A 23,552-nucleotide genomic window follows, 5' to 3' on the forward strand; every position below is an offset into this window, starting at 1 on the left:
CGGCCGTGATCCTGCCGGCGCCCCCCGGTTCCGGCAAAAGCACCCTGTGCGCGGCCCTGGTGGCGCGCGGCTGGCGCCTGTGGTCCGACGAGCTGACCCTGGGGCGGCTAAGCGATGGCCGCATCGAACTGGGCATCGAGCTGCCCGCCCACGCGCGCCGCCGCCGCCGACTGCGCGCTCTGCGCGCTGGCCGTGCCGCTGTCCGCGTCGTCCGCCGGCGTGACGCTTGCCGCGGCCGCCGTATCCTGCGCCGCCTGGGCCGTGCGGCTTTCCACCCGCGCCAGCAGCGATTGCGCCAGGCTGGTACTGCCGATCGATGAAACCATGGTTTTGTCCTTTGCAATGTGTCGTGTCCTGATTAACGGCAGCACGGGGGGCGGACAGCAGGGCGGGGGATGTAAAGCCGGGTAAAGCCGATCATGTCGAAACTGCAAGCCTGCGGTCGGGTTCCTTACAGTTGGCCGGAACTTGCGCATCCTTGCTCAGTCTGATGCATTATGAGCAAGCTTGTTCCAATCAGGGTTGCCGACACGGCGCTCGGCGTCTCGACCAGCACGCTACGGCGCTGGGAGGCAACTAGGCGCCCCGTGCTGCTGCGCACCGAGGTCGGACAACGCCGCCACGACCTCACGGCACTATGTCACGGGTTTGCCTACACCGCTTCCGCGCCGCGCCTGATGATCGCCTATGCGCGCTTCTACAGCCACGACCAGCGCACCGACCTGGAACGCCAGAAGCAGGTGTTGGAACTGTACTGCGCACGGCTGTACGGCAGCCGCAGCTACCGCAACCAAAAACTGATCGAAGGGGGGCGCCAGGCTGTCCGGGAGGCGCAGTGCTGATCGCGCACCGTATTCGTCTCAATCCGAACAACGTCCAGGCGACATATCTCGCCCGGGCAGCCGGCATCGCCCGCTTTGCCTACAACTGGGCCTTGGCCGAGTGGCAGCGCCAGTATGAAGCGCGCAAGGCCAATCCTGCCCTGCCGACACCGTCCCAGTTGGCGCTGCGCCGCCAGATCAATGCGATCAAACGCGAGCAGTTTCCCTGGATGCTAGAGGTGACGAAGAACGCCCCGCAGATGGCGATCATCCAGCTCGGCGAAGCATTCAAGAATTTCTTCGCACGCCGGGCGCGCTACCCGACGTTTCGGAAGAAGGGACAGCACGACCGTTTTACTTTGACCAACGACCAGTTCCGGCTCGATGGTAAACGCATCCAGATCCCGAAGCTGGGCTGGGTGCGGATGCGGGAAGACCTGCGCTTTGCCGGCCGGATCGTCTCGGCCACGGTCTCGCGCCGCGCCAATCGCTGGGACGTCAGCATCACCGTCGATACCGTAGAAGCGTCACACCTGCCGCCCGCCGAAAACCAAGGCGCGGTCGGGCTCGACCTCGGGGTGTCGGCGCTGGCTACCCTGTCCAACGGCGAAGTGTGGACCGGCCCGAAGGCGCTGCGAACCCTGCTGGAGCGGCTGCGCCGGCTGTCGCGCTCGCTCTCGCGCAAAGTCAAGGGGTCGCGCAACCGGACCAAAGCGAAACTGAAGTTGGCGCGTCTGCACGCCAGGATCGGTAACCTGCGCCGCGATGGCTTGCACCAGCTCACCAGCAGCATCGCGCGCCGCTTCCACACCATCGGCATTGAGGACCTGAACGTGCGCGGCATGTTGGGCAACCGGAACCTAGCCCGTGCGATAGCAGGCATGGGCTGGTACGAATTGCGCCGCCAGTTGACCTACAAGGCGACCTGGCGCGGCGGTCGGGTGGTGGCGGTCGACCGCTGGTACCCGAGTAGCAAGACATGTTCAATCTGCGGCCATCTGCTCGACAGGCTGGACCTGGGCGCCAGGCGGTGGACGTGCCCGGACTGCGGGACTGTCCACGACCGCGACGTCAATGCGGCCGTGAATTTGAAGAACAAGGCGGTAAGTTCTACCGCGACGGCCTGTGGAGGGGCAGGCGCTGGCGCTGTGCGCAAGCACGGTGCGAAACCGGCCCCGGTGAAGCAGGAATCCAGCAGCAGGCAGGTTTAAGCATTTACGACCAGCTTTGCGGAAGTCTGGAGGAACGGTTCGCGCACGATTCCATATACACTGCCGTGGATTTCAGGTAACCTTGTGGGCGATATAGTGTGTCTCTACGTCCGCGCGCCCGGGTTTTGCCGACGCGACGTGCCCACCAAGCCGGCCCTTGGGCCGTGTTCCCAGCCGGCGGCTCGCCCGCCCCTCCAGGAGTTGTCAGTGCCGGCCACGCCTGCTGGGCCCGCGTGGGTGCCTACCCGTAGACCAAATTGAGAGTCAAGGAAGCGCGTACCCGCATCGAGCAGGGCGAGCCTTCCTTCATCGGAAAGAATAATGTCTGAAACTGTGAATACCGCAGCCGCGGCTGTCGAACCGAGCGTGACCTTTGCCGATTTCGGCCTGGCGCCGGACATCCTGCGCGCGCTGTCCGACCAGGGCTACGTCCACCCAACCCCGATCCAGGCCCAGGCGATCCCCGTCGTGCTGCAAGGCCGCGACGTCATGGGCGCGGCCCAGACCGGTACGGGTAAAACCGCCGGCTTCTCGCTGCCGATCATCCAGCTGCTGCTGGCCCACGCCAACAACAGCATGTCGCCGGCGCGCCACCCGGTGCGCGCCCTGGTGCTGACCCCGACGCGCGAGCTGGCCGTGCAGGTCGCCGACAACGTCAAGGCCTACGCCCAGCACACCCCGCTGCGTTCGACCGTCGTCTTCGGCGGCATGGACATGAAGGGCCAGACCACCATCCTGAAGGGCGGCGTCGAGATCGTCATCGCCACGCCCGGCCGCCTGCTCGACCACATCGAGCAGAAGAACGTCAGCCTGGCGCAGGTGCAGATGCTGGTGATGGACGAAGCCGACCGCATGCTGGACATGGGCTTCCTGCCCGACCTGCAGCGCATCATCAATCTGCTGCCGAAGAAGCGTCAGAACCTGATGTTCTCGGCTACCTTCTCGCCGGAGATCAAGAAGCTGGCCAACAGCTTCCTGCAGCAACCGGTGCTGATCGAAGTCGCGCGCAGCAATGCCACCGCCGACAAGGTCACGCAAATCGTCTACAAGGTCGAGGACGAGCAGAAGCGCGACGTCGTCGAGTTCCTGATCCGCCAGCGCGAACTGAAGCAGGTGATCGTGTTCTCGAACACGAAGATCGGCGCCTCGCGTCTGTCGCGCCACCTCGAGCAGACCGGCATCAAGGCCTCGGCGATCCACGGCGACAAAACCCAGCAGGAACGCATGGCCGCGCTCGACGCGTTCAAGCGCGGCGAGATCGAAGTGCTGGTCGCGACCGACGTCGCCGCCCGCGGCCTCGACATCTCCGACCTGCCGTGCGTGATCAATTTCGATCTGCCCTACAATGCCGAGGACTACGTGCACCGCATCGGCCGCACCGGCCGCGCCGGCGCCTCGGGCGACGCCTTGTCCGTGTACTCGGACAAGGACGAGCGCCTGCTGGCCGACATCGAAAAGCTGATCAAGCAGACCATCACGCGCGGCGAGCTGACCGGCTTCGTGGTGCGTGGACGCGGCCGCGATGCCGAACGCGGCGAGCGCGGCCCACGTAGCGAGCGTGGCGAACGCAGCGAGCGCGGCCCGCGCCGCGGCGATGCCGAGCGCAGCGAACGCGCGCCACGCAGCTATGGCGCCGGCGCCTTGCCGCGCCGCGAAAAGGTCGATCCCTGGTTCCTCAAGCCCTACGAGCCGAGCACCACCGCCCAGCGTCAGGACGGCAATCCAGGCGTGAACGCGGCGCCGGCCAAGCCGAAGCAGAAGATCGCGGCCTTGCTGGGCGGTTTGCCCAAGCAGCAGGCCTGATTAACAGGGCCTGCTGGCGTGACGCTTAGCCGTTCGCCTGCGGCAGGATGGCCCGCACCCGGGCCAGTAAATCTTCCTGGCGATACGGCTTGCTCAGTATATCGAGCCGCTGCCCACGCGCGGCCGGCAACTCGTCCATGTAGCCGGTGGTGACGAGGATCGGCGTGCCGGGCCGCCGCAAGCGCACGTGGTCCGCCAGCTGCAAGCCGTTCATCCCGCCCGGCATCATTACATCCGTAAACACCAGGTCGATCTCGGCCCCCTCGTCGAGCACGTTCAGGGCCTGTTCTCCGCTCGGTGCCGATACCACGGCATAACCGGCGGATTCGAGCATCGTTTCGGCCAGTTCGCGTACGTCTTCGTTGTCCTCGACCACCAGGATGCGTGCCTTCGCGCTCTCCAGCGCGGCACTCTCGGCTTCGTCCTCCCCATGTGCCGCAAGCTCGCGGGCACCGTCGACCGGGAACACCATGCGCACCGTCGTGCCTTGCCCGGGCGTGCTGTCGATCTCGAGCCGGCCGCGCGACTGCTGCACGAAGCCGTGCACCATCGCCAGGCCCAGGCCCGTGCCCGGTCCCTTGGTGGTGAAGAACGGTTCCGTTGCCCGGCGCACCACCTCCGGTGCCATGCCTTCGCCTTCGTCGCTGACGCAGACGGCCACCTGGTCGCCGGTCACGACGGTGGTGCTGACGCGCACCCGGCCGCCGTTCGGCATGGCGTCGCGCGCGTTGATCAGGACGTTCAGCAAGGCCATCTCGAAATGCGTCGGGTCGAGCTTGCAGGAAGGCAAACCCGGTTTCAGGTCGAGCTGCATCTCGACCCGGTCGCCCAGGGTGCGCACCAGCAGCTCCGAAAATTCGACCAGCAAGGCATTCAGGTTGACCCGTTTCGGCTCTAGCCGCTGCTTGCGCGCAAAGGTCAGCAGTTGTTGGGTCAGCTTGCCCGCTTTCATCGCCGCGCGCTGGGCGCGCCGGATCGGATCGGCGGCGGCGCCCGTATTGTTCACGGCCAGCAGGGCCAGCTCCAGGTTGCCGTTGATGACCTGCAGCAGGTTGTTGAAGTCGTGCGCCATGCCGGCCGTCAGCTGGCCGATCGCTTCCATCTTTTGCGCCTGCATCGAGGATTGCTCGCTCGCGCGGCGCTGAGTGATGTCCATCTGGGAGGCAAAGAAATACAGGAGTTCGCCTTCCTTGTCGAAGATCGGGCCAATATAGAGCGCGTTCCAGAAGGGCGTGCCGTCAGCCTTGTAATTCAGGATGTCGACGGCGATGGCGCGCCGTTCGGCCAGGGCTGCGCGGATTTCGGCGACGGTGTCGCGGTTGGTATCCGGCCCCTGCAACAGACGGCAGTTGCGGCCGATGAGGTCCTTTTCTTCGTACAGCGTGAGGTCAAGGAAGGCGCGGTTGGCGAAGACGATCGGATCGTCCGGCTGGCGCGGGTCGGTGACGATCATGGGCATGCGCGTCATCTCGACGGCGGCGAAGAAAATATTACCGCGGTCTTCCAGGCCCGGTTCCTGAATGTAGCCGGCCTGCCAGTGCTTCTCGCCGGGATTGCCCATCGGATTGAAGGCGTTACCCTCGACTTCGCCCGACGCGGGCACGCCGACGCTTTGCCCGTCTCCCTGGATGTCGAGGGGCTTGTCTTCGTTTTCTTCGGGGGTGGAGCCGGTTGCCATTGGATCCTTTCCGCGGGGATGGGTTTACACTAGCCTTGCGTCGAGCAGGTCTTCATGCTACCCGGCGAGGCAGTGCCCGACTGTGCGTCGGTTCACGCAAGGACGATAGTGGGTCCCGGGGCCGTCGAGGTGGCGTCCCCTGCTCAGTACGCTGGGGCTGCGGGGCTAGTGCGCAGGCGGCCGGGCGCGAACAGCAGGACACTGCGGTCACCGCATATCACGGTTTGCACAGGCTCGCCATTGATGGTTGTCAGCTGCGCCCGCGACAGACGGTATTGTGGAAGCTCCTGCTCGGCGATGATGGCGAAGTCGTAGCCTGTACCGAAGTAACGCTCCGACGTGATCCACGGCATCGGCGCTAGCTCGCCGTGATACTGCGCCAGGATCAAGGGATGACGGCTGAGCGCCTGCACGCGTTTGGCATCCCAGTACTGAGCGATGCCGTGCCGCGCGTTGGTCGATGCGAGTGCACGGTCAATACAGGCAATTTGTTCTGGGTAGTAAAAAGCATTGGCATCCCGATGGTGGCGCGTGTGCCATGCATCGGCGGCCAGCAGGCTTGCGAACATGATTGCGAGGCTGGCCCCGGCATAGCGGAAGTGCCCGCCAAACTGGTGTGCCAGGGCAAACATGCCGGCTACCAGCGGCAAGGACAGGGCTGCGATCAGGTAGCGGGGCGCCGGTTGCACTGTGGTCGACAACAGCATCGCTGCCACCGTTGCCGCACACGAGAGCGTGGCGAACGTCATCAGCAGCCGCAAGGGACGTGTCGGGAACGCTGGTGCTTTCCGAAACAGACAGGCTGCAATGGAGGCTACCCCGGCCAGCAGCGCCAGCAGCAGCGCCGCTGCAAGCAAGGGACGCTGGCCGAGCAGCGTAGCGCAGATCGTCCCAAGTTCGTCCAGATTGGCAGACAATTTGCTCAGGCCAAGCCGCGATTTATAGCGTGTCGGATGCGCGACGACGAAGCGATACGAGACCATTGCCAGGACGGCAGGCAGGAACAGCAGCAGAGCAGCATGACGTGGCCTGGTGCCTGACAGGCCGCCCGGCCGGTGCAGCAGCGCGGCAGCCAGCAGCGGCGCGACTGCCTGGACTAGAAACAGGGCATCGGACAGCGTCGTCAGGTAGACCAGGGCGACGATTGCCACCGTCACGATGTGTTCGTGCCGGCCATCCAGGCCGCCGGCGTCGAGCCTGAGCCAGAGTGCGGCAAGCAGCACGGCGGCGATGAAGGCGCCGTAGTGGTGGGCGCTTGAATAGAGGCGCACGAAGGGGTCGTCGACATGCAGCCCCAGCCAGACGAACAGGATGATCAGCGCCGCTGCTGCGAGCACGCGGCTCTTTTCCAGGGCTTCGCGCGCCAGGAAGAATATGGCGGCCGCCATTAGCAGGGTTTGCAGCAGGGCGAAGGCCGTCGTTTGTCCGAACACGCCATCGGCGCCCAGCCAGGCCAGCAGGTAGAGAGGAAAATCGGGGAAGAAATAGGGCGCAGGTGTCAGGTACCAGTCGGCCAGGCTGCCGCCGCGGTGCAACACGTCGTCGAACAGGACCGGCAGGTACAGGGCGTCCGAATGGACCAGGTGCGCCTGCACCGGGTGGCCGGCATGCAGGGTGGCGAACAGCGAAACGAGCGCGACAAGGGCGCACGCGAGCGCCAACAGATTGGTCTTCGACATAAAGGAAAGCAGGCAGGTTATTCGAACGGACTTGCGGCGGTGCGAAACACATACCGTTTGTCCAGATGGTACTTTGCGACGTAGCCGACGCCCAGGCCGAGCACCGCGCCCAGATAGCGCATGCTGCGCGATCCGAACAGCTGCTCGAAACCGAGTTCGACACTCCAAAACATTGCCGTGGTGATCAAGCCCATCAGTGTATACAGAGCGAATGTGCGGCTATCGTGCCCGATGCCGCACGCTTGGAAATGGAAAATGTAGCGCTTGTCGAGCACATATTTGATGACCAGCCCGATGGCGGTGCCGATGAGCATGGCGAGTGCGAGCGCGAACGGCCCCTTGTAGAGGCGCCCGACCACATCCTGCGTGCCGATATTGACGACAGTTGCCGCCAGCGCAAGCAGTGTGTAGACGATAATCAGTTTCACAATTCGCCGCTTTCGTCGCAATACGATTAAACCAGATTTGATTCTGTTGTTAAAGCCGAGTTCCCAGTACGTACGCCCATCCGGCTGGCGATATTACTCTGCCATTTTCCTAAGTGCAAATCACCGTATTTGCCCTGGTGCGGGAGTTCAACCGCACCCGGGCGGCGATTCCTATTGGGGGGGGAGTCGGGTATAATGGATGGGTTAAAAAATAAACATCTTCCCACTTTCGGAGTCGATCAGGACATTGCACTGCGTCCCGGGTTGTGAGTCCGTTGACGTAATTTGTGAATGCGCTTAGGAAAAGAAATTGCTTCCGATTGTCGTTGATCTGGACGGTACGCTCATTCGTACCGACATGCTGCACGAGTCAGCATTGCGCGTGATGCGCGATAAGCCCCTGCACCTGCTCCGTATTCCGTACTGGCTGGCGCGCGGCAAGGCTGTCCTCAAGAGCAACCTGGCCAACCAAACCGAGTTCGACCCGACCTCGCTTCCATATAACGAAGACCTGCTGACCTGGCTCCGGGGCCAGCGCGCGGCAGGGCGCCGCCTGATCCTGTGCACCGCATCGGACCGCACGATTGCCGAACCGATCGCCGCGCACCTTGGTTTGTTCGATGAAGTCATGGCCAGCGACGGCCTGTCTAACCTGGCCGGGCGCAACAAGGCAGCCGCGCTGGAGGCGCGCTTCGGACGCCGCGGTTACGATTATGTGGGCAACTCGAGCGCCGACCTGCACGTCTGGCAGGGCGCGCGCCGGGCCATCGTCGTCAATGCCGGCGACCGTCTGGCGCGCCAGGCAGGCAAGCTGTGCGACGTCGAGAAAGAATTTCCTGCTCCGGCGCTCGGCTTGGGCGCTTTGCGCCGCGTGTTGCGTGCCCACCAGTGGCTGAAGAATGCGCTGCTGTTCATCCCGCTGCTGGCGGCGCATGAGATTTTCAACAGCGCGAGCTGGATCGGCCTGCTGCTCGCCTTTGTCTCGTTCAGCCTGTGCGCGTCGACCGTGTACATCGCCAATGACCTGTTCGACCTCGAAAGCGACCGCGCCCATCCGCGCAAGCGTGCCCGGCCTTTTGCTTCCGGTACGGTGCCCGCCTGGATGGGCGTCGTGGCGGCGCCCTTCCTGTTCGGGTTAAGCCTGCTGATCGGCAGCCGCGTCGGTCCTGACTTCATGTTCTGGCTGCTCGTGTATTTCGCCGTGACCTGCGTGTATTCGTGGCGCCTTAAGCAGCTGGTACTGGTCGACTGCCTGACCCTGGCCATCCTGTACACCTTGCGTATCATTGCCGGCGGCGCCGCGGCCGGGCTTCCCATGTCGTTCTGGCTGCTCGCCTTTTCAGTGTTCCTGTTCCTGTCGCTGGCCTTTGTCAAGCGCTACGCCGAGCTGCAATTGCAGCTCTTGCACGGCAAGGGCAAGGTGCATGGCCGCGGCTATTCGACCTCCGATGCGCCGCTGATTCAAATGCTCGGCGTGAACACCGGCGTCGCAGCCGTGATCGTGCTTGCGCTGTACCTGAACAGCGACGCCGTAATCGCCCAGTATGCGATGCCGGAAATGGTATGGGGCGCCGTCCCGGTGATGCTATTCTGGATCAGTTGGATCTGGCTGCAGGCGCACCGCGGCAACATGCATGACGACCCGGTCGTCTTTGCCGTCAAGGACAAGGTCAGCCTGGCCGCCGGCGCCGCATTCGGTGTCGTCATCGCTCTCGGCGCCATTGGCTGGACATGGTAACTGTTTCGTCATGGGGCCGCCTGTCGGCGGCACGGCATGAGGTCCGCGTGCTCGGCCGCAATGGCCTGGCAGCGCAGATCGCCGCGCCGCTGCCGGGGCTTGCCCATGGCATGGGGCGCAGCTACGGCGACGTCTGCCTGAATCCTGGCGGCACGCTGTGGCAGACGCGCGGACTCGACCGCCTGCTGTCCTTCGACCAGGCCACCGGGCGCCTGGTCTGCGAACCGGGCGTCCTGTTGCGCGATATCCAGCGCTTGATGATCCCGCGCGGTTGGGCGCTGCCGGTCACGCCCGGAACGCAAATCGTCACCGTAGGCGGCGCCATCGCCAACGACGTGCACGGCAAGAACCACCATGTGTGCGGTTCCTTCGGCGACCATGTGCGTTCGCTGATGCTGCTGCGCACCGACGGCCGGCGCATCGTCTGCGGACCCGGCCAAGAACCCGCCTGGTTTGCCGCGACCGTCGGCGGCGCCGGATTGACCGGATTGATCACCGAAGCAGAACTGCAATTGCAGCCGGTCCCAGGTCCATGGCTGGCGACGGAGACCATCCCCTATGCCAACCTGCGCGAATTTTTCACGCTCGCCGACGCCTCCGAGGCGCAATGGGAATACACGGTCTCGTGGATCGATTGCCTGTCGGGTGACGGACGCGGCTTGTTCATGCGCGCTAACCCGGTGCCGGCCGATGCGCCACAGCCGCCGCGCCGCGAGCGCCGCCTGCCTGTCACGCCGCCGGTCTCGCTCGTCAACAAGCTGTCGCTGCGCGCCTTCAACGAAGCGTATTTTCGCATGCACCAGTGGCGCGCCGGGGCGGCGAGGGCGCACTATGAAGCGTTTTTCTATCCGCTCGACAGTCTGCTCGAGTGGAACCGCATGTACGGTCCGCGCGGCTTTTACCAGTATCAGTGCGTGATTCCGCGCGCGGACGCGCAGGATGCGGTCCAGGCCATGCTGCGCGAAATCCGGCGTAGCGGGCAGGGATCGTTCCTGGCCGTGCTCAAGACCTTCGGCGACCGTAGCGCACCGGGAATGCTGAGTTTTGCGCAGCCAGGCGCGACCCTGGCGCTCGACTTCCCGAACCACGGCCCCCGCACCGAAGCACTGTTCGAACGCCTCGACGCCATCGTCGCCGGCACCGGCGGGCGCCTGTACCTGGCCAAGGACGCGCGCATGCCGCGTACGCTGTTCGAGGCCGGCTATCCGCGCCTTGCCGAATTCTTGCCTTACCGCGATCCGGGCATCAGTTCCGCCCTGTCGCGACGACTCATGGGATCCTAATGTCCACACCACTGAAGAAAATCGTCATCATCGGCGCGACCTCGTCGATGGCCGAACACTGCGCCCGGCTCTGGGTGGCCCAGGGCGCGGCCGCGCTGACCCTGGTCGGACGCGACCGCGCCCGTACCGAATCGGTGGCGGCGGACCTGCGCGTGCGCGGCAGCCAGGCCAGCGTTGCCGTCGAAACCGTCGACTTCGAGGATGCGCGCGCCATCGCCTCGCTGGCTGCCGGCCTGGCCACCTCCGGCCCGATCGACCTGGTCCTGATCGCCCACGGCTCCTTGCCGGACCAGCCGAGCTGCCAGCGCGACCTGGACGCCTGCGCGTCCGCCCTCTCGGTCAACGGTGTCTCGCCGGTCCTGTTCGCCGAAGCCTTCGCCGCCGCCTTCGATGCCGCCGGGCGCGGAACGCTGGTGCTGATCGGTTCGGTTGCAGGCGACCGCGGGCGCCGTTCGAACTATGTCTACGGTGCCGCCAAGGGACTCGTCACGCGCTATGCCCAGGGCTTGCAGCACCGGTTCGCGGGTACGGCCATCAAGGTGGTCCTGGTCAAGCCGGGCCCGACCGATACGCCCATGACCTCGCATCTGAAGCAGCAGGGTACCCGCATGGCCACACCGGAAGAGGTGGCGCACCTGATCGTCGATGGCGCTGCCCACGGTAAGCCAGTCGTCTATGCTCCGAAAAAATGGGCACTGATCATGATGATCATTCGCCACCTGCCTTCGGTCGTTTTCAACAAGATGAACATTTGATCATGGCAAGTCTTTACGATACCAAGCAACTGCCGCAGGCGGTGTCTGCGCCGGCGTTCGCGCCGCCATGGTGGCAGCGTCTGGCCCTGGTCCTGCTGCTTGCTGCCGTCCTCGTGGCGAGTAACTGGAGTGTGATCGGGACGGTCAATTACGAGCTCGGCGACTTCGCAGCCAACAGTTTGCTGATCCAGGACGCGAAGTCCCTGGCTCTGTTTACAGGCAATTATTCGCGCGTCGGTTTCAACCATCCGGGGCCGGCGATCCTCTACGTCCTGGCGGCAGGCGAGGTCGTCTTTCATGATTGGCTCCATGTTGCCCGCTCGCCGTTTTCCGGCCAGTTGATGGCCGTGACGCTGTATAACGCGGCCTGGATGATACTGATCTTCACGACGCTGGCGAAGATGCTGCGTTCGCGCGTCGCCGCCATGCTGACGGTATCGGTGCTGGCGCTGGCGCTGGCCTTTCTCGACTACCAGATCTTCACGGGAATCTGGTTTCCGCATCTTTACCTGTTTCCGTTCGCTGCAATGCTGGTGACGGGGGCGCGGCTGGTCGACGGCCATACCGATGCGCTGCCCGGACTCGGTATCGCCTGCGGGTTCCTGATGAACGGTCACGTTTCCTTCGTTGCCATCCTTGGCATCGTGTTCCTGACCGTGGCCGCAGCGAATTACCTGGCCCAGCGCGGCCAGGCAAACAGGCTGATCCTGCACAAGGGCTTCCTGGGCGCGAACAAGGGGCCCGTCCTGCGCTTTTTCGCCATCATCGGCGTGTTCCTGCTGCCTCTGGCAATCGAAACGGTGCGGCGTTTTCCCGGGCCGGTCGCCGAGTACGCCGCTTTTGGCGGCCACACCAAACATAACTCGCTCCTGCAGGCGATCCAGTATACCGGGGTGTATTGGGGCGGTACCGTGTTTGCGGCGATGCTTGCCGCCGGTCTTGCCGGCATGCTCTTCATCCATGCGCGCCGCAGCGGCGGAGACGTAGGGCGCGCGGTATGCGCGCTGCTGGCGGCCGGGGTCGGCGCGACGCTCGCACTGTTGTTCTATGCCAAAGTCGGTATAGACCTGCTTGAATTTTCCTACATCGGCCTTTTCTATTATGCGGTGCCGGCCCTGGCTATCGCTACGGCGGCAGCCTGCCTGTACCAGGCCATGCAATGGCGCGGCAAGCATGTCCTGGCATTCGTGCTGGTCGCGGTATTCGGCGTTGCGACCTGGCAAAAGATCCAGAAGCCAGTCGAGTACCTCCCGCAGTACAACCAGCCGGAGGTGCAGCACTTGTACAAGACCATGCGTGCATTGCCGCGCCAGGGGCGCCTCGTGCTGGACCTGGACTTCGCCCAGGACCAGGGTTTCATCTGGACGAATGTTCTTGGTTTGCAAGCGTATGCGAAGCGCAAAGGCGACGACTTCTTCTGTGTAAACAAGAACTGGCATATTTCGAATACCCGTGCCGGCCGCTGTACGCCGGACGAAGTGATCCGTGGGCAGCGCTACCAGATACGCAAGGTCGTGGAAGGCATGGCGCCGCCGCTGGCACAGGGCATGGGACTCGGCGTCTATCGTTTCGAGTTGCCCGATCTTGCCGCCCTCAGTGAGGTCACGGTGGCAGCCCGCCCCGAGCTCTTCAACAATTTTATTCTCGATAGCGGCTGGTCGGCGCTGGAAAACCAGTTTGTCTGGTCTGAAGGCAAAACATCGCGACTGGTGCTGCGGCTGCCATCGAACTTCGCCGGTGTCGCCGAACTCGACCTCGGCTCCTTCATCCCGCGCCCGGAGGCCGATCAGGTCCTGACGGTCGAGGCGGGAGCGGCGCCCAGCGGTCCGCATCGCTTCGTCAGCACCGAGCAGCGCAAGCGCATCCGTGTCCCGGTCCAGGCGGATGGCGACGGCATCGTAACGATCGTCCTGCACATCGATCATCCGGTCTCGCCCAAGCAGGTAGGCATGTCGGAAGACGCGCGTGCCCTGGGCGTATCCCTGTATGGAATCAAGTTGGAAAGACAATAACGTGGACAAAGCGACAAAAATCGTATTGCCGGGAGGCGCTGGCCTGGTTGGGCAAAACCTGGTGGCGCGGCTTCTCAAGCAGGGCTATCGCAACATCGTGGTGATTGACAAGCATCGCGCGAATCTCGAGGTGTTGCGCAAGGTGCAGCCGGGCATTGTCGTGGAGTATGGCGACCTCGCCGAGCCCGGCGAATGGCAACGTCATTTCGCCGGCGCCGGCGTGGTGGTGATGCTGCAGGCACAGATCGGCGGCATCGACTACCAGGAGTTCGTCCGCAACAACGTGACGGCCAGCAGCCATATCCTCGATGCGATCAAGGCCAATGCCGTGCCGCGCCTGGTGCATATCAGTTCGTCCGTCGTCGAGTCGGCAGCCGATGACTTTTACACGCGCAGTAAGAAGGCACAGGAAGAGCTGGTGCTGGCCAGCGGCATTCCCTGCCCGATCCTGCGCCCGACGCTGATGTTCGGCTGGTTCGACCGCAAGCACCTGGGCTGGCTGTCCCGCTTCATGCGCAAGGTGCCGGTCTTCCCGATTCCGGGCCACGGCCGCTACATGCGCCAGCCGCTGTATGTCGGCGACTTCTGCAGCATCATCATCAGCTGCATCGAAAAGGATGTCGCACCGGGGATCTACAATATTTCCGGTCACGAAGAAGTCGACTACATCGACATCATCCGCCAGATCAAGCGTGTCACCGGCGCCCGCACGCCGATCGTGCGCATTCCCTACAGCCTGTTTTATGCCTTGTTGTGGACCTGGTCGCGGTTCGACAAGAATCCGCCGTTCACGACCCAGCAGCTGGCCGCGCTGAGTACGCCGGACCGCTTCGAGGTGATCGACTGGCCGGGCATTTTCGGCGTGCGTTCCACGGCCTTCGCCGACGCGCTGACCGAGACCTTCAAAGATCCGACCTATTCCAGGGTCGAGCTGGAGTTTTAAATATGGGACAACGTATCGCAGTGCTGGGCGCAGGCCCGATGGGCCTCGCAGTGGCGTACCAGCTGGTTCGCGATGGTCATACCCCGGTCATTTACGAAGCCGACGATCGCGTCGGCGGCATGGCTGCCGCCTTTGATTTTTCCGGCCTCGAGATCGAACGCTATTACCACTTCCACTGCATCTCGGACCACGCCTTCCTGAAGGTGCTCGACGAACTCGGCATTGCGCACAAGATGCACTGGGTCGCGACCAAAATGGGCTACTGGTACCAGAACCGCCTGCAAGCCTGGGGCAATCCGATTGCGCTGCTCAAGTTCAAGGGCTTGAGCATGGTCGCCAAGTTCCGCTACGGGCTGCATGCCTTCCTCTCCACCAAGCGTGACGACTGGAAACCCCTCGATCATGTCGAGGCAGGCGGCTGGATTCGCCGCGCGGTCGGGGAAGAGGCCTGGGAAGTACTGTGGCGGCGCCTGTTCGACTACAAGTTCTACGACTACAGCAGTAACCTGTCGGCGGCCTGGATCTGGAGCCGTATCCGCCGTATCGGCCGTTCGCGTTCCAGCCTGTTCGAGGAAAAGCTCGGTTACCTGGATGGCGGCTCGGAAACCCTGCTGCAAGCGATGCGCGCCGACATCGAACAGCGTGGCGGCGAGCTGCGTCTGAAGACGCCAGCCACGAAAGTCGTGATCGAAGGGGGCGCCGTGCGGGGCGTGGAAGCGGGGGGACAGGTTGAAGCCTTCGACAAGGTGATCAGCACCATCCCCTTGCCCTACGTAGCGCGTGTGATGCCGGACCTGCCGCCGGACCTGCTGGCGGCGTTCAGCTCGAAGAAGAACATCGCCGTCGTGTGTGTGATTGCCAAGCTGCGCCGTGCTGTGTCGGAGAATTTCTGGGTCAACACCAACGATCCGGAGATGGATATTCCTGGCCTGGTCGAGTATTCCAACCTGCGTCCGCTGGCCGAGCACGTGGTGTATGTGCCGTTCTATATGCCGGGCGAGCATCCGAAGTTTGCCGATGATGACCAGGTCTTCCTCGACAAGGTGCGTCGTTACCTGAAGAAGATCAATCCGGCCCTGAGCGACGCCGACTTCCTGGACATGCGGGCCAGCCGCTATCGCTATGCACAGCCGATCTGCGAACCCGGCTACCTCGATCGCCTGCCTGCGCCGAAGCTGCCAGTCAAGGGACTGTGGGTGGCTGACACCTCGTACTACTACCCGGAAGACCGCGGGATCTCGGAGAGTATCGACTTCGGCCGCAAGATGGCGAAGGATGCGGCGGCGTGATCAGGCACTTCATGTCACGCCAGTTCGCCGTCTTCCTCGTGACAGGCGGCGTCGCAGCGGGCGTCAATTTCGGTTCGCGCATCGTGCTGAACCAGTGGATGGATTTTTCGATAGCCGTCGTGCTTGCCTACCTGTGCGGCATGGCGACGGCTTTTTTCCTTGCACGCGCGTTCGTGTTTCGTGACAGTACCCAGTCGGCCCGGCGTTCCGCCGGCTTTTTCATACTGGTGAACCTGTTGGCGGTCGCCCAAACCTGGATCGTCAGCCTTTTGCTGTTGCACATCGTACTGCCACGGATGGGAGTAACGCGGTTTGCGCCTGAATTGGCGCATGGGGTAGGGGTCGTCATTCCCGTATTTACCAGCTATCTCGGCCACAAACGCTGGTCTTTCGGTAGCGCACCGGAGCACCGCTGACACGTCGGTGCTGGTGATTCACCATCCTGCCGGCAGCAGAAGCTGGCAGGTCATTGCGCTTCCTTGAACACCCATTGTTTCAGCACAGTGAAATTGATTAGCGTAATTAGTGTCATGACCACCATCCAGATCATCTCCGGTGGAGCATCAAAGAAGTGCGTGGCCACCGCAATCGACATCGCGCTGAGCAGCATGAGTCCCACTTGCGAGCCGACGAAGCCTGGTAGTGCCTTGGCGGCATCCCGCTTGCCCCGGAAGACCCAGAAATTATTCAGCAGGTAACTTAACACCATACCGCTCGCGTAAGAGGCGACTTGGCTCAGGGCAGCCATTTCAGGCGTGGAAGGCAATAGGCGCATCAATCCACTGAAAACAGCCAGGGACACGCAGGTATTGCTGACGCCAACGACGAGAAACTTAAGAATTTGCACTTTTTGCCTTTTGGGGCTCCGACTGCACATCGGATTCGTTTTTTCGAAGCAGTCGGTCGTCGTCCTCGAGGACATACTGGGGGCGCTGTTGAAGCATGATATAAATGCGTCCCAGATAAGTACCGACAATGCCAAGCATAATGAATAGGACGCCGAACAATAGGGATAACAAACCGAGCGTCGACGACCAGCCCTCTACAGTTTGTCCTCGGGCGTGCTGGACAAGGATGTACACGAGATAGGCGAACGAAAATACGCTCGTCATCAACCCCATGGCGATACCGATTTGCAGCGGTTTGGTCGAAAACGCCAGGATGCCGCCACGCGCAAAGCGCAGCATTTTACTCAATGGATACTTGCTCTCCCCGTGCAGGCGGTCGGCAGCGACGAACGGGATTGTCGTTTCAGGGTAATTCAGCCAGCTGACCGCGCCCCGCAGGAAAATATCGCTCTGTCGAATCGATAAGAGCTGTTCGAGCGCACTGCGATCAAGCAGCCTGAAATCGGACTGTCCCGACTTCATTGGCACTTCAGACAAGTAAGAAAATATACGGTAGTAGAGGGAGGAAGTGAACCTCTTGAACGCACTGGTGGTCTTGCTGTACGTCCGCGTGGTCGATACGACACGTGCCCCGTCTTTCCACGCCTTCAGCAGTTCCGGAATCATTTCTGGTGGATGCTGCAAATCTCCGTCCATGCTGATGACTGCCTGGCCCTTCGCTGCACGCAAGCCTGCCAGCAAAGCCGATTGATGCCCGAAATTGCGGGCTAACCGAATGCCGCGGACGGTCTTGAAGAGTTGGGCAGCAGTCTGGATCTCCAACCACGTGCCGTCGCGGCTGCCGTCATCGACCAACAACAGTTCGTAATCCAGCTCCAGCGGGGCAACCACCTGCACTACCCGCTTCACGAAGTGCTTGATATTCTCTTCTTCGTTATACATCGGTACAACGATGCTGAGCTGCGGCGTGCTGGTCTTGGGGATATCGGTGTGCATCGTATTCATTTATGACGGTGGCATCTCATGGAACAACGGACGGTCTCGTCGATCAAGGCCTGATCTCGATCTTCCCATTGTTCCACCCTGCTGTCAGTACCAGTGTCGGGGCGGCCATTGCCGGGGCCTTGTCGCAACGCGGCGTTGCCTCGAACGGAAAACGGCGCGCTACCGGATGAAACCGGTCGACCGGAACCGGAGTGCAAATCGACGCCGGGATCGGGAAACCACGGTTGGCAAGCGCGTCGCCCAGGGTCGGGTTCAGGAAGGTATAGACGTCACCCAGGCTACCCGTTGTATCCACGAGCAGGACGGATGCCGGTTTGCGGTTCTGGATTGCGCTGATTGTCTGCTTTAACACCGAACGCTGGATGACTGCGTAGCGGCGTACCTCGACAGCCGATAGCAGGGCGCTGACGAGCAGGACGGCAACGATTGCCGAGGCAACGGGACGGCCGACGCGCGCACCGGGGATTTCGCGTACCCATGCCAGCAAAGATATGCAGACGAGCACGAAACCTGTCGTCAACGGGAACAGTACACGGTCGACATCGCGAATATGCGCTTCGCTGACGTAAATCATCGAGCACAACGGTAGTGCCAGAATGAGGACCAGGGTCAGCAGTGTCAGCAGAATCCGTTGGCGCTGCTGCTTCAACGCGATCACAGCAGGAGCCAGCATGGCGGCGCCGAGTAGCAACAGCACAGGCAGCACCTGGGAGCCATTGCCGAAGCCCGTCGTGTACGCCTGAACGATATGAGACGACAGACCATTTACCGTCAGCAAGCGAGCGGCGTCGCCTGCCAGGCCGGCTTCATAGCCGCCGCTGCCCAGATTGCGGGTGACGACAAACGCATAGATGCCGTAGGCAAGCGCGCCAATCGTCAGGGATACGGCAACGCGCACTGCTTCGCGGACCGGCAGAGCCGGTGCACCCTCGGACGCAGGGCCAAGCGGTCGCCACAACAACGCAAGCAAAGGTAGTGCAAGCAGGCAAAGCGCGAGAGCTTGATAGACACACAGCAGCGCAAACACGCCGCCTACGCAAACGAGCATCCAGCGCCACTGCCAACGCGCATACAAGCGGATACAGGCGCCGAGAATCACGAACACCAGCACCGCGGTCGCCTGCGCCGCGCTATAACGGCCCATCCACGCGCCGGGCCAGGCCACCAACACGGCCGCAAGCGAGGCGACGATCCAACGCTCGTGGCCTCCTAACAGGGGTGTCACCGCCCAGCGTGCGACCAGGTAACGCAGTGCGAACATCAGGGCTGTGCCGGCCGCTACCCCCATCGGCTGGCCATTGCCGAGCAGCCAGTACAGCGCTGCGGGAACCAGATGCAAGGGCCGCATGGGAATCGATGAGGCAAACATCGGAATATATGAGAGACCGAATGTTTGGAATGCGTTGAGCAGCGCCCACTCCTCAAGCAATGGGCGAACAGCAAGAGCACAAAGCAGGACAAGTACGAATACGACGCCGATCTCAATAAGGAGCGGCGGTCGGCGGGTAAATGGAACAGTATCTGCTTGTTGCATCAGGATAATTGCGCGAAATGGTCAAAGTGACGAGGCGACTCTTTATTGAGCCGGAGTGATAGCGAACAGGCGCAGTGCGTCACGCGTGTGTGGCTCTTCAAGGAGGCTGCTGGTCGCTCCCCAGCGGCTTAATGTCTGAGTGAATTGCTCGACGGCTGCCAATGCCGGGCGTACCCGGCTCGTATCCTGTGCCATCACGATCAGACAGTCGGCGTAGCGGTCGGCCCGGAACGTGGCATTCGCCCACTCCCGGGCACGTGCGCCGAGCTGGCGCCGCAACTCCGGCGAATGGTAGAGCTGCTCGAGCGCGCGCTGTAGCGAGGCGACTTCATCGTCCGGGTCGATCTTGAGTACGCAGTCGTCCGGCAGCTCGCTGTAGAAGTGCACGTCGGTGACGATCACGGGTTTGCCGTACAGCATTGCCTCGATTGCCGATGCCGATGCCGCCTCCAGGCTCGGCCAGCGCAGGCAGGTGACGACGTCGGCCTGGTCGATCGCGGTGATCAGGGCCGCGTTATCGAGTTCGTCCGAAATGACCAGGTTGACCTGGTGATTGCGCGCCAGGCTGGACAGGGAAACGACGGTCTCGGTCTGGACGTGGCCGACCAGGCGATACACCGCATGGTCGCGCAGTTCCGTGCTGTTGCCGATGGCGCGGATGACGCTGGCGACGCGCTTGTTCGGGTTGACATGGCCGACAGTCAGAACACGGAAGTTGCGCTGGTCGGCGGTTGACACCTGCGCGCCTCCGGCCGGGGCGTTGTACGGCAGGGGCATGACCTGCACCGGACCCGGGCAGGACCGGCACAGGCGCTGCGCGCCCCAGTTACTGTGCGTGACGACGCCGAGTGCCATTGCGCCGATCCATTCGGTCATCGGCGCGGTATCGGCCGTGGCGGCGATAAACGCGCCCGAGTCGGGGTGTCCGAAATAACCGGTGGCGACCGTATCGCCATACCATGCCTTCAATACGGCTTCGGCGCGGGCGGGATGGCGCTGGGCCCAGGCCCAGAACAAATGTCCAAGGAAAAAGTCGTGCAGGCAGACGATGCCGGGCGCGCGTTCCAGCCACTCGAGGCAGCCGACGTGGAATTCGTAATTGTCGCCGACCTGGTAGATGACGCTGTCGGCGCTGCCGATCACGGCGCCGACGCGTGCCTGGTCGGTCCAGGCAAGCACTTCGCCGCCGAAGTCGTGCGGCGCCTGTCGCATCAATGTTTCCTGCTCGCTGCGCACGATGGTGACCTCGTGCCCCGCCGCACGCAACGCGTGCACGACAAGCGTGGCCATGCGGCCGATCGCCGAGGCCTGCAGGCCCGGGGTGAACATGACTACCTTCATCGCAATAATTTCTCCACTGTGTGCGGCCAGTCGATACCAAGGCTGAGCCACAGGGCCCGCGCCGCGGCGCCGCGGGATGCCGCGCGCTGGGCATTGCCGCATGCCTCCGCCAGCACGGGCGCCAGCGCTTCAGCGTGCGGCTCGGCGACCCAGCCGGTTTCGTCGTGCTTCACCAGGCTCAGAATGCCGCCGCTGTCGGTGGTGGTGATCAGTGCCTTGCCTGCCAGCGCCGCTTCCATCGAAACGTAGCCGAGCGAATCCTCGTCGAAGGGCAGATAGGCGACCGCCGCGGCGCCGTTCAGGTACTCGGCGTAGGTGGCGCGCGGCAGGAAGCGCAGGTCGAGGCGTACGCGATCGGCCAGGCCCAGCCGCTCCACGGCTGCGCGCAGGCGTTCGCCGTCGGCCGGGCTGTCGGGTGGCCCGGCAATCAGCAGCTTGACGTGGCGCGGCGCGTGGCGCATCGCTTCGAGCAGCAGGAACTGGCGCTTCATGTCGTTGATGCGGCCGCCCGCGAAGATGTAGTCGCCGGTCGCGCCGCCGCCAAACAGTTCGGCATCGTTAATGGGCGGCAGCAGCACTTCGGCATCGAAGCCGTTGTAGTGCCGCAGACGCTGGCGCGTCACTTCCGAATTCGTGAAGATCTTGCGGCTCTCGGCAAAGCTTTCGTTGTCGGCATTGCGGATCACGGTGCGCAGTTCGTCGCCTGCAGCGCCGGGCGGCAGGTTGGTCTGGCCGACGTCGAACAGGTCGTAGGCCTGGCGGTACTGGTGCAGCAGCCAGAGCGTTTTCTTGGGGTGCCGGATCAGGTAGGCCGGGAACTTCAACGCGATCACATGATCGACGTTCCACAATTCGAACGCGCGCACCATCAGCATTTGCGACGGAATGCGCGCGGCCGGTTCCCACTGGAAGGGGATGCGCAGGACTTCGGCCTCGTGGCCGGCGGCGATCACGTTCTTCTGCAGGTGGACGGCCAGTTCTTCGGCGCCGCCCCAGACGAAGGGCGCCATGTTATTTACGATCAGCACCTTCATGCGAGGAGCCTTTTCACGACGTGGGACCAGGAAATGTTCAGTTCGTCGAGGCGGGCCAGCGCACGTTCGCCCATGGCCGCCGTACGGCCGCGGTCGGCGTAGAGCTTGTCCATGGCCACCGCCAGCGCCTGCGGGGTCGGCTCGGCGACGAAGCCGTTGTCGCCGTCGCGCACCAGCTCGAGAACGCCGCCGGAGTCGGTCGTCGTCAGCAGCGCCTTGCGCGCATGGCTGGCTTCGACGCTGGGGTAGCCGTAGGAATCCTCATCGAGCGGGAGGTAGGCCGCCGCCAGGCAATCGGCCAGGTAGTCGACTTTCTCCTCCTCGGTAATCCAGCGGTTTTCGAGGATCACGCGGTCCTGCAGGCCGAGGCGCACGATCTGTTCGTTCAAGCCGTCGGGATAGCCGCTGCCCGAGCTGGCGCCGCACAGGCGCAGGCGCACCGGGGTACGGGTTTGCGCCATCGCCTCTACCAGCAGGTGCTGGCGCTTATGGTGCTCGAGGCGGCACACGTACACGATCTCGTCGCTCAGGCCGCGCGAATGAAATCGTTCCGCGTCGAACACCGGCGGATACAGCACTTCGCTGTCGATGCCGTTGAAATGCTTGAGGCGGTCGGAAACGACTTGCGAGTTGGTGAAGATGTGGCGCGCTTCCTTCAGCGCCGCGGTATCGGCCTGGTGCAATGCGTCGCGCAGCCCGCGGTGGCGCAGGTCGTCCTCGAAGCCGCGATAGGGGCTGTCCCACAGGTCGTAGAAGACGCGCAGGTGGTGGATGAACCAGAGGATCTTGTGTGGGTGCTGGATCAGGTGCGATTGCGGCCGGAAGCAGATGACGCGGTCGGCGGCCGACAGGTCGATCCAGCGGAAGGCGGCCATTTGCTGGAACAGCAAATCGGGCGCATCAATCTCCGGGAGATAGATGCGCTCGACCTGGTGGCCCTCTTTCTCGAGCATTGCCTGGAGCCACTCGACGATGTTGCGTGCCCCGCCATACAGGAAAGGCACGAACGAGGAGCACAGGGCAATCTTCATGCGCGCGCGAGCAGGGAGCGCAGCTGTCCGGCGATGCGCTGCACGTCGTCGCGCGTCATGCCCTGATGGGTAGGCAGGTTGATGCCGCGTCCGGCCCAGGTGTCTGCCACCGGGTAAGTGGTCTGCTCGAGGTAAGGCGGCAGCACATGCATCGGATAGAAGACAGGACGGGTTTCGATGCCGGCTTCGTCGAGCGCACGCATGATGCTGTCGCGCCGCGCTTCGCCGCCTTCCTTGACGTAGACGGTGTACATCCAAACCACCTGCTTGGCCCACGACTGCTCGGTCGGCAAGACCAAGTCACCGCTCAGGTCGGCCAGTGCTTCGTTGTACCAACCAGCCAGCGTATTGCGGTCGGCAATCGCGCGGTCGATGGTTTCCATTTGTGCAGTGCCGATGGCGGCCTGGATATTGGTCATGCGGTAGTTGTAGCCGATCACCTGGAACCAGTAGCGGCGTTGCGGGTCCATACCCTGGCCACGGAACAGGCGCAGCTTCTCGGCCAGTGCGTCGTCGTTCGTGGTGATCATGCCACCTTCGCCGGTGGTGATGATCTTGTTGCCGAAGAACGAGAAGATCGCGCAGGTGCCGAGGCCGCCGACGCGACGGCCGCGCACTTCGGCGCCGTGTGCCTCGGCCGCGTCTTCGACCACCCACAGCTTGTGCTTCTCGGCGACGGCATTGACCGCATCCATGTCCGCCGGGTGGCCATACAGGTGCACCGGAATGATGCCGCGCGTGCGTGGGGTGATCTTGGCTTCGATGGCGGCCGGATCGATATTCATCGTTTCACGGCAGACGTCGACCAGCACCGGCGTCGCACCGCAGTAACGCACCGCGTTCGCGGTGGCGATGTAGGTCACGGTCGGGATGATCACCTCGTCGCCCGGCTGCAAGTCCATGCCGATCAGCGCCAAGTGCAGCGCGGTCGTGCCGTTATTCGTTGCAATCGCGTGCTTGACGCCGCAGAAATCAGCAAAAGCACGCTCGAACAGGCCGATGTACTTGCCGTTCGACGAAATCCAGCTCGTATCGATGCAATCCAATACATACTCGCGTTCCTTGCCGTTAAGGGTAGGCTGGGCAACTGAAATGCGGCTCATTGATGGCTCCATAACT

21 protein-coding genes are annotated in these 23,552 nt (G+C 63.1%); 10 read left to right on the forward strand and 11 right to left on the reverse strand.

Annotated features, from left to right (window positions below; translation table 11 throughout):
* Window positions 1-107: 107 nt before the first annotated feature.
* Window positions 108-326 carry a hypothetical protein gene (locus tag C2862_RS25180; RefSeq protein ID WP_168709996.1) on the reverse strand — a complete coding sequence of 73 codons (219 nt, stop codon included), beginning with the start codon at window positions 324-326 and terminating at the stop codon, window positions 108-110.
* 171 nt (window positions 327-497) lie between these two features.
* On the opposite strand from C2862_RS25180, the gene C2862_RS03900 reads away from it, so the two are divergent.
* The 3 genes from C2862_RS03900 to C2862_RS03910 all read left to right on the forward strand — a co-directional run bounded on the left by C2862_RS03900 (window position 498) and on the right by C2862_RS03910 (window position 3,835).
* Window positions 498-842: a hypothetical protein gene (locus C2862_RS03900; protein ID WP_136218805.1), complete on the forward strand. Its 345-nt coding sequence runs from the start codon at window positions 498-500 to the stop codon at window positions 840-842.
* Window positions 836-2,032, forward strand: coding sequence for an RNA-guided endonuclease TnpB family protein (locus C2862_RS03905; RefSeq protein ID WP_136218806.1), 1,197 nt, complete (start codon window positions 836-838; stop codon window positions 2,030-2,032). Before C2862_RS03900 ends, C2862_RS03905 begins: the two co-directional genes overlap by 7 nt.
* A 321-nt stretch (window positions 2,033-2,353) precedes the next feature.
* Entirely contained in the window at window positions 2,354-3,835 is a 1,482-nt protein-coding gene (locus C2862_RS03910; RefSeq protein WP_136218807.1) for a DEAD/DEAH box helicase, read from the forward strand.
* A 25-nt stretch (window positions 3,836-3,860) separates the two neighbouring features.
* On the opposite strand, the gene C2862_RS03915 is transcribed toward C2862_RS03910, so the two are convergent.
* The 3 genes from C2862_RS03915 to C2862_RS03925 all read right to left on the reverse strand — a co-directional run bounded on the left by C2862_RS03915 (window position 3,861) and on the right by C2862_RS03925 (window position 7,620).
* Window positions 3,861-5,513: a histidine kinase famiy protein gene (locus C2862_RS03915; protein ID WP_136218808.1), complete on the reverse strand. Its 1,653-nt coding sequence runs from the start codon at window positions 5,511-5,513 to the stop codon at window positions 3,861-3,863.
* A gap of 143 nt (window positions 5,514-5,656) precedes the next feature.
* Window positions 5,657-7,192, reverse strand: coding sequence for a hypothetical protein (locus C2862_RS03920; protein WP_136218809.1), 1,536 nt, complete (start codon window positions 7,190-7,192; stop codon window positions 5,657-5,659).
* A 17-nt stretch (window positions 7,193-7,209) separates the two neighbouring features.
* Window positions 7,210-7,620 carry a GtrA family protein gene (locus C2862_RS03925; protein ID WP_136218810.1) on the reverse strand — a complete coding sequence of 137 codons (411 nt, stop codon included), beginning with the start codon at window positions 7,618-7,620 and terminating at the stop codon, window positions 7,210-7,212.
* 310 nt (window positions 7,621-7,930) lie between these two features.
* Between C2862_RS03925 and C2862_RS03930 the strand changes: the two genes are divergently transcribed.
* From C2862_RS03930 to C2862_RS03960, 7 genes are read left to right on the forward strand one after another with little or no spacing between them, the layout of a single operon-like run.
* Window positions 7,931-9,358: a UbiA family prenyltransferase gene (locus tag C2862_RS03930; protein ID WP_136218811.1), complete on the forward strand. Its 1,428-nt coding sequence runs from the start codon at window positions 7,931-7,933 to the stop codon at window positions 9,356-9,358.
* Complete coding sequence (locus tag C2862_RS03935) at window positions 9,352-10,641, forward strand: FAD-binding oxidoreductase (protein WP_136218812.1); 1,290 nt, start codon at window positions 9,352-9,354, stop codon at window positions 10,639-10,641. The genes C2862_RS03930 and C2862_RS03935 overlap by 7 nt, the downstream gene beginning before the upstream one ends.
* Complete coding sequence (locus C2862_RS03940) at window positions 10,641-11,396, forward strand: SDR family NAD(P)-dependent oxidoreductase (protein ID WP_229467280.1); 756 nt, start codon at window positions 10,641-10,643, stop codon at window positions 11,394-11,396. Before C2862_RS03935 ends, C2862_RS03940 begins: the two co-directional genes overlap by 1 nt.
* Window positions 11,397-11,398: 2 nt before the next feature.
* A complete protein-coding gene (locus C2862_RS03945) occupies window positions 11,399-13,408 on the forward strand; it encodes a hypothetical protein (RefSeq protein ID WP_136218814.1) in 2,010 nt (669 codons plus the stop codon).
* Window positions 13,383-14,351 (forward strand): NAD(P)-dependent oxidoreductase, encoded by a 969-nt coding sequence (locus C2862_RS03950; protein ID WP_136219063.1) that lies wholly within the window; start codon window positions 13,383-13,385, stop codon window positions 14,349-14,351. Before C2862_RS03945 ends, C2862_RS03950 begins: the two co-directional genes overlap by 26 nt.
* Window positions 14,352-14,353: 2 nt before the next feature.
* A complete protein-coding gene (locus tag C2862_RS03955; protein WP_136218815.1) occupies window positions 14,354-15,640 on the forward strand; it encodes an NAD(P)/FAD-dependent oxidoreductase in 1,287 nt (428 codons plus the stop codon).
* A gap of 11 nt (window positions 15,641-15,651) precedes the next feature.
* Window positions 15,652-16,056, forward strand: a complete 405-nt coding sequence (locus C2862_RS03960; protein WP_210735880.1) for a GtrA family protein — start codon at window positions 15,652-15,654, stop codon at window positions 16,054-16,056.
* A 50-nt stretch (window positions 16,057-16,106) separates the two neighbouring features.
* Here C2862_RS03960 and C2862_RS03965 read toward each other — a convergent pair whose 3' ends face one another.
* From C2862_RS03965 to C2862_RS03995, 7 genes are read right to left on the reverse strand one after another with little or no spacing between them, the layout of a single operon-like run.
* A complete protein-coding gene (locus tag C2862_RS03965; RefSeq protein WP_168709997.1) occupies window positions 16,107-16,487 on the reverse strand; it encodes a GtrA family protein in 381 nt (126 codons plus the stop codon).
* Window positions 16,474-17,493 carry a glycosyltransferase family 2 protein gene (locus C2862_RS03970; RefSeq protein ID WP_136218818.1) on the reverse strand — a complete coding sequence of 340 codons (1,020 nt, stop codon included), beginning with the start codon at window positions 17,491-17,493 and terminating at the stop codon, window positions 16,474-16,476. Before C2862_RS03970 ends, C2862_RS03965 begins: the two co-directional genes overlap by 14 nt.
* Before the next feature lie 43 nt (window positions 17,494-17,536).
* Entirely contained in the window at window positions 17,537-19,027 is a 1,491-nt protein-coding gene (locus tag C2862_RS03975) for a hypothetical protein (RefSeq protein WP_136218819.1), read from the reverse strand.
* A gap of 42 nt (window positions 19,028-19,069) precedes the next feature.
* Complete coding sequence (locus C2862_RS03980; RefSeq protein WP_168709998.1) at window positions 19,070-20,368, reverse strand: glycosyltransferase family 4 protein; 1,299 nt, start codon at window positions 20,366-20,368, stop codon at window positions 19,070-19,072.
* Window positions 20,365-21,402, reverse strand: coding sequence for a glycosyltransferase family 4 protein (locus C2862_RS03985; protein WP_136218821.1), 1,038 nt, complete (start codon window positions 21,400-21,402; stop codon window positions 20,365-20,367). The genes C2862_RS03980 and C2862_RS03985 overlap by 4 nt, the downstream gene beginning before the upstream one ends.
* A complete protein-coding gene (locus C2862_RS03990; protein WP_136218822.1) occupies window positions 21,399-22,433 on the reverse strand; it encodes a glycosyltransferase family 4 protein in 1,035 nt (344 codons plus the stop codon). The genes C2862_RS03985 and C2862_RS03990 overlap by 4 nt, the downstream gene beginning before the upstream one ends.
* On the reverse strand, window positions 22,430-23,536 hold the full coding sequence (locus C2862_RS03995) for a DegT/DnrJ/EryC1/StrS aminotransferase family protein (RefSeq protein WP_136218823.1): 1,107 nt from the start codon (window positions 23,534-23,536) through the stop codon (window positions 22,430-22,432). The genes C2862_RS03990 and C2862_RS03995 overlap by 4 nt, the downstream gene beginning before the upstream one ends.
* Window positions 23,537-23,552 lie beyond the last annotated feature (16 nt).

Source organism: Massilia sp. Mn16-1_5, from assembly GCF_004798585.1.
Lineage (GTDB): Bacteria > Pseudomonadota > Gammaproteobacteria > Burkholderiales > Burkholderiaceae_D > Telluria.

Coding starts and splice junctions, on each gene's coding strand:
- C2862_RS03915 (WP_136218808.1), bottom strand. CDS start 5,513: ATGGCAACCGGCTCCACCCCCGAAGAAAACGAAGACAAGCCCCTCGAC.
- C2862_RS03970 (WP_136218818.1), bottom strand. CDS start 17,493: ATGAATACGATGCACACCGATATCCCCAAGACCAGCACGCCGCAGCTC.
- C2862_RS03920 (WP_136218809.1), bottom strand. CDS start 7,192: ATGTCGAAGACCAATCTGTTGGCGCTCGCGTGCGCCCTTGTCGCGCTC.
- C2862_RS03940 (WP_229467280.1), top strand. CDS start 10,641: ATGTCCACACCACTGAAGAAAATCGTCATCATCGGCGCGACCTCGTCG.
- C2862_RS03960 (WP_210735880.1), top strand. CDS start 15,652: ATGTCACGCCAGTTCGCCGTCTTCCTCGTGACAGGCGGCGTCGCAGCG.
- C2862_RS03990 (WP_136218822.1), bottom strand. CDS start 22,433: ATGAAGATTGCCCTGTGCTCCTCGTTCGTGCCTTTCCTGTATGGCGGG.
- C2862_RS03995 (WP_136218823.1), bottom strand. CDS start 23,536: ATGAGCCGCATTTCAGTTGCCCAGCCTACCCTTAACGGCAAGGAACGC.
- C2862_RS03955 (WP_136218815.1), top strand. CDS start 14,354: ATGGGACAACGTATCGCAGTGCTGGGCGCAGGCCCGATGGGCCTCGCA.
- C2862_RS03935 (WP_136218812.1), top strand. CDS start 9,352: ATGGTAACTGTTTCGTCATGGGGCCGCCTGTCGGCGGCACGGCATGAG.
- C2862_RS03945 (WP_136218814.1), top strand. CDS start 11,399: ATGGCAAGTCTTTACGATACCAAGCAACTGCCGCAGGCGGTGTCTGCG.
- C2862_RS03975 (WP_136218819.1), bottom strand. CDS start 19,027: ATGCAACAAGCAGATACTGTTCCATTTACCCGCCGACCGCCGCTCCTT.
- C2862_RS03980 (WP_168709998.1), bottom strand. CDS start 20,368: ATGAAGGTAGTCATGTTCACCCCGGGCCTGCAGGCCTCGGCGATCGGC.
- C2862_RS03950 (WP_136219063.1), top strand. CDS start 13,383: ATGGAATCAAGTTGGAAAGACAATAACGTGGACAAAGCGACAAAAATC.
- C2862_RS03900 (WP_136218805.1), top strand. CDS start 498: ATGAGCAAGCTTGTTCCAATCAGGGTTGCCGACACGGCGCTCGGCGTC.
- C2862_RS03910 (WP_136218807.1), top strand. CDS start 2,354: ATGTCTGAAACTGTGAATACCGCAGCCGCGGCTGTCGAACCGAGCGTG.
- C2862_RS25180 (WP_168709996.1), bottom strand. CDS start 326: ATGGTTTCATCGATCGGCAGTACCAGCCTGGCGCAATCGCTGCTGGCG.
- C2862_RS03985 (WP_136218821.1), bottom strand. CDS start 21,402: ATGAAGGTGCTGATCGTAAATAACATGGCGCCCTTCGTCTGGGGCGGC.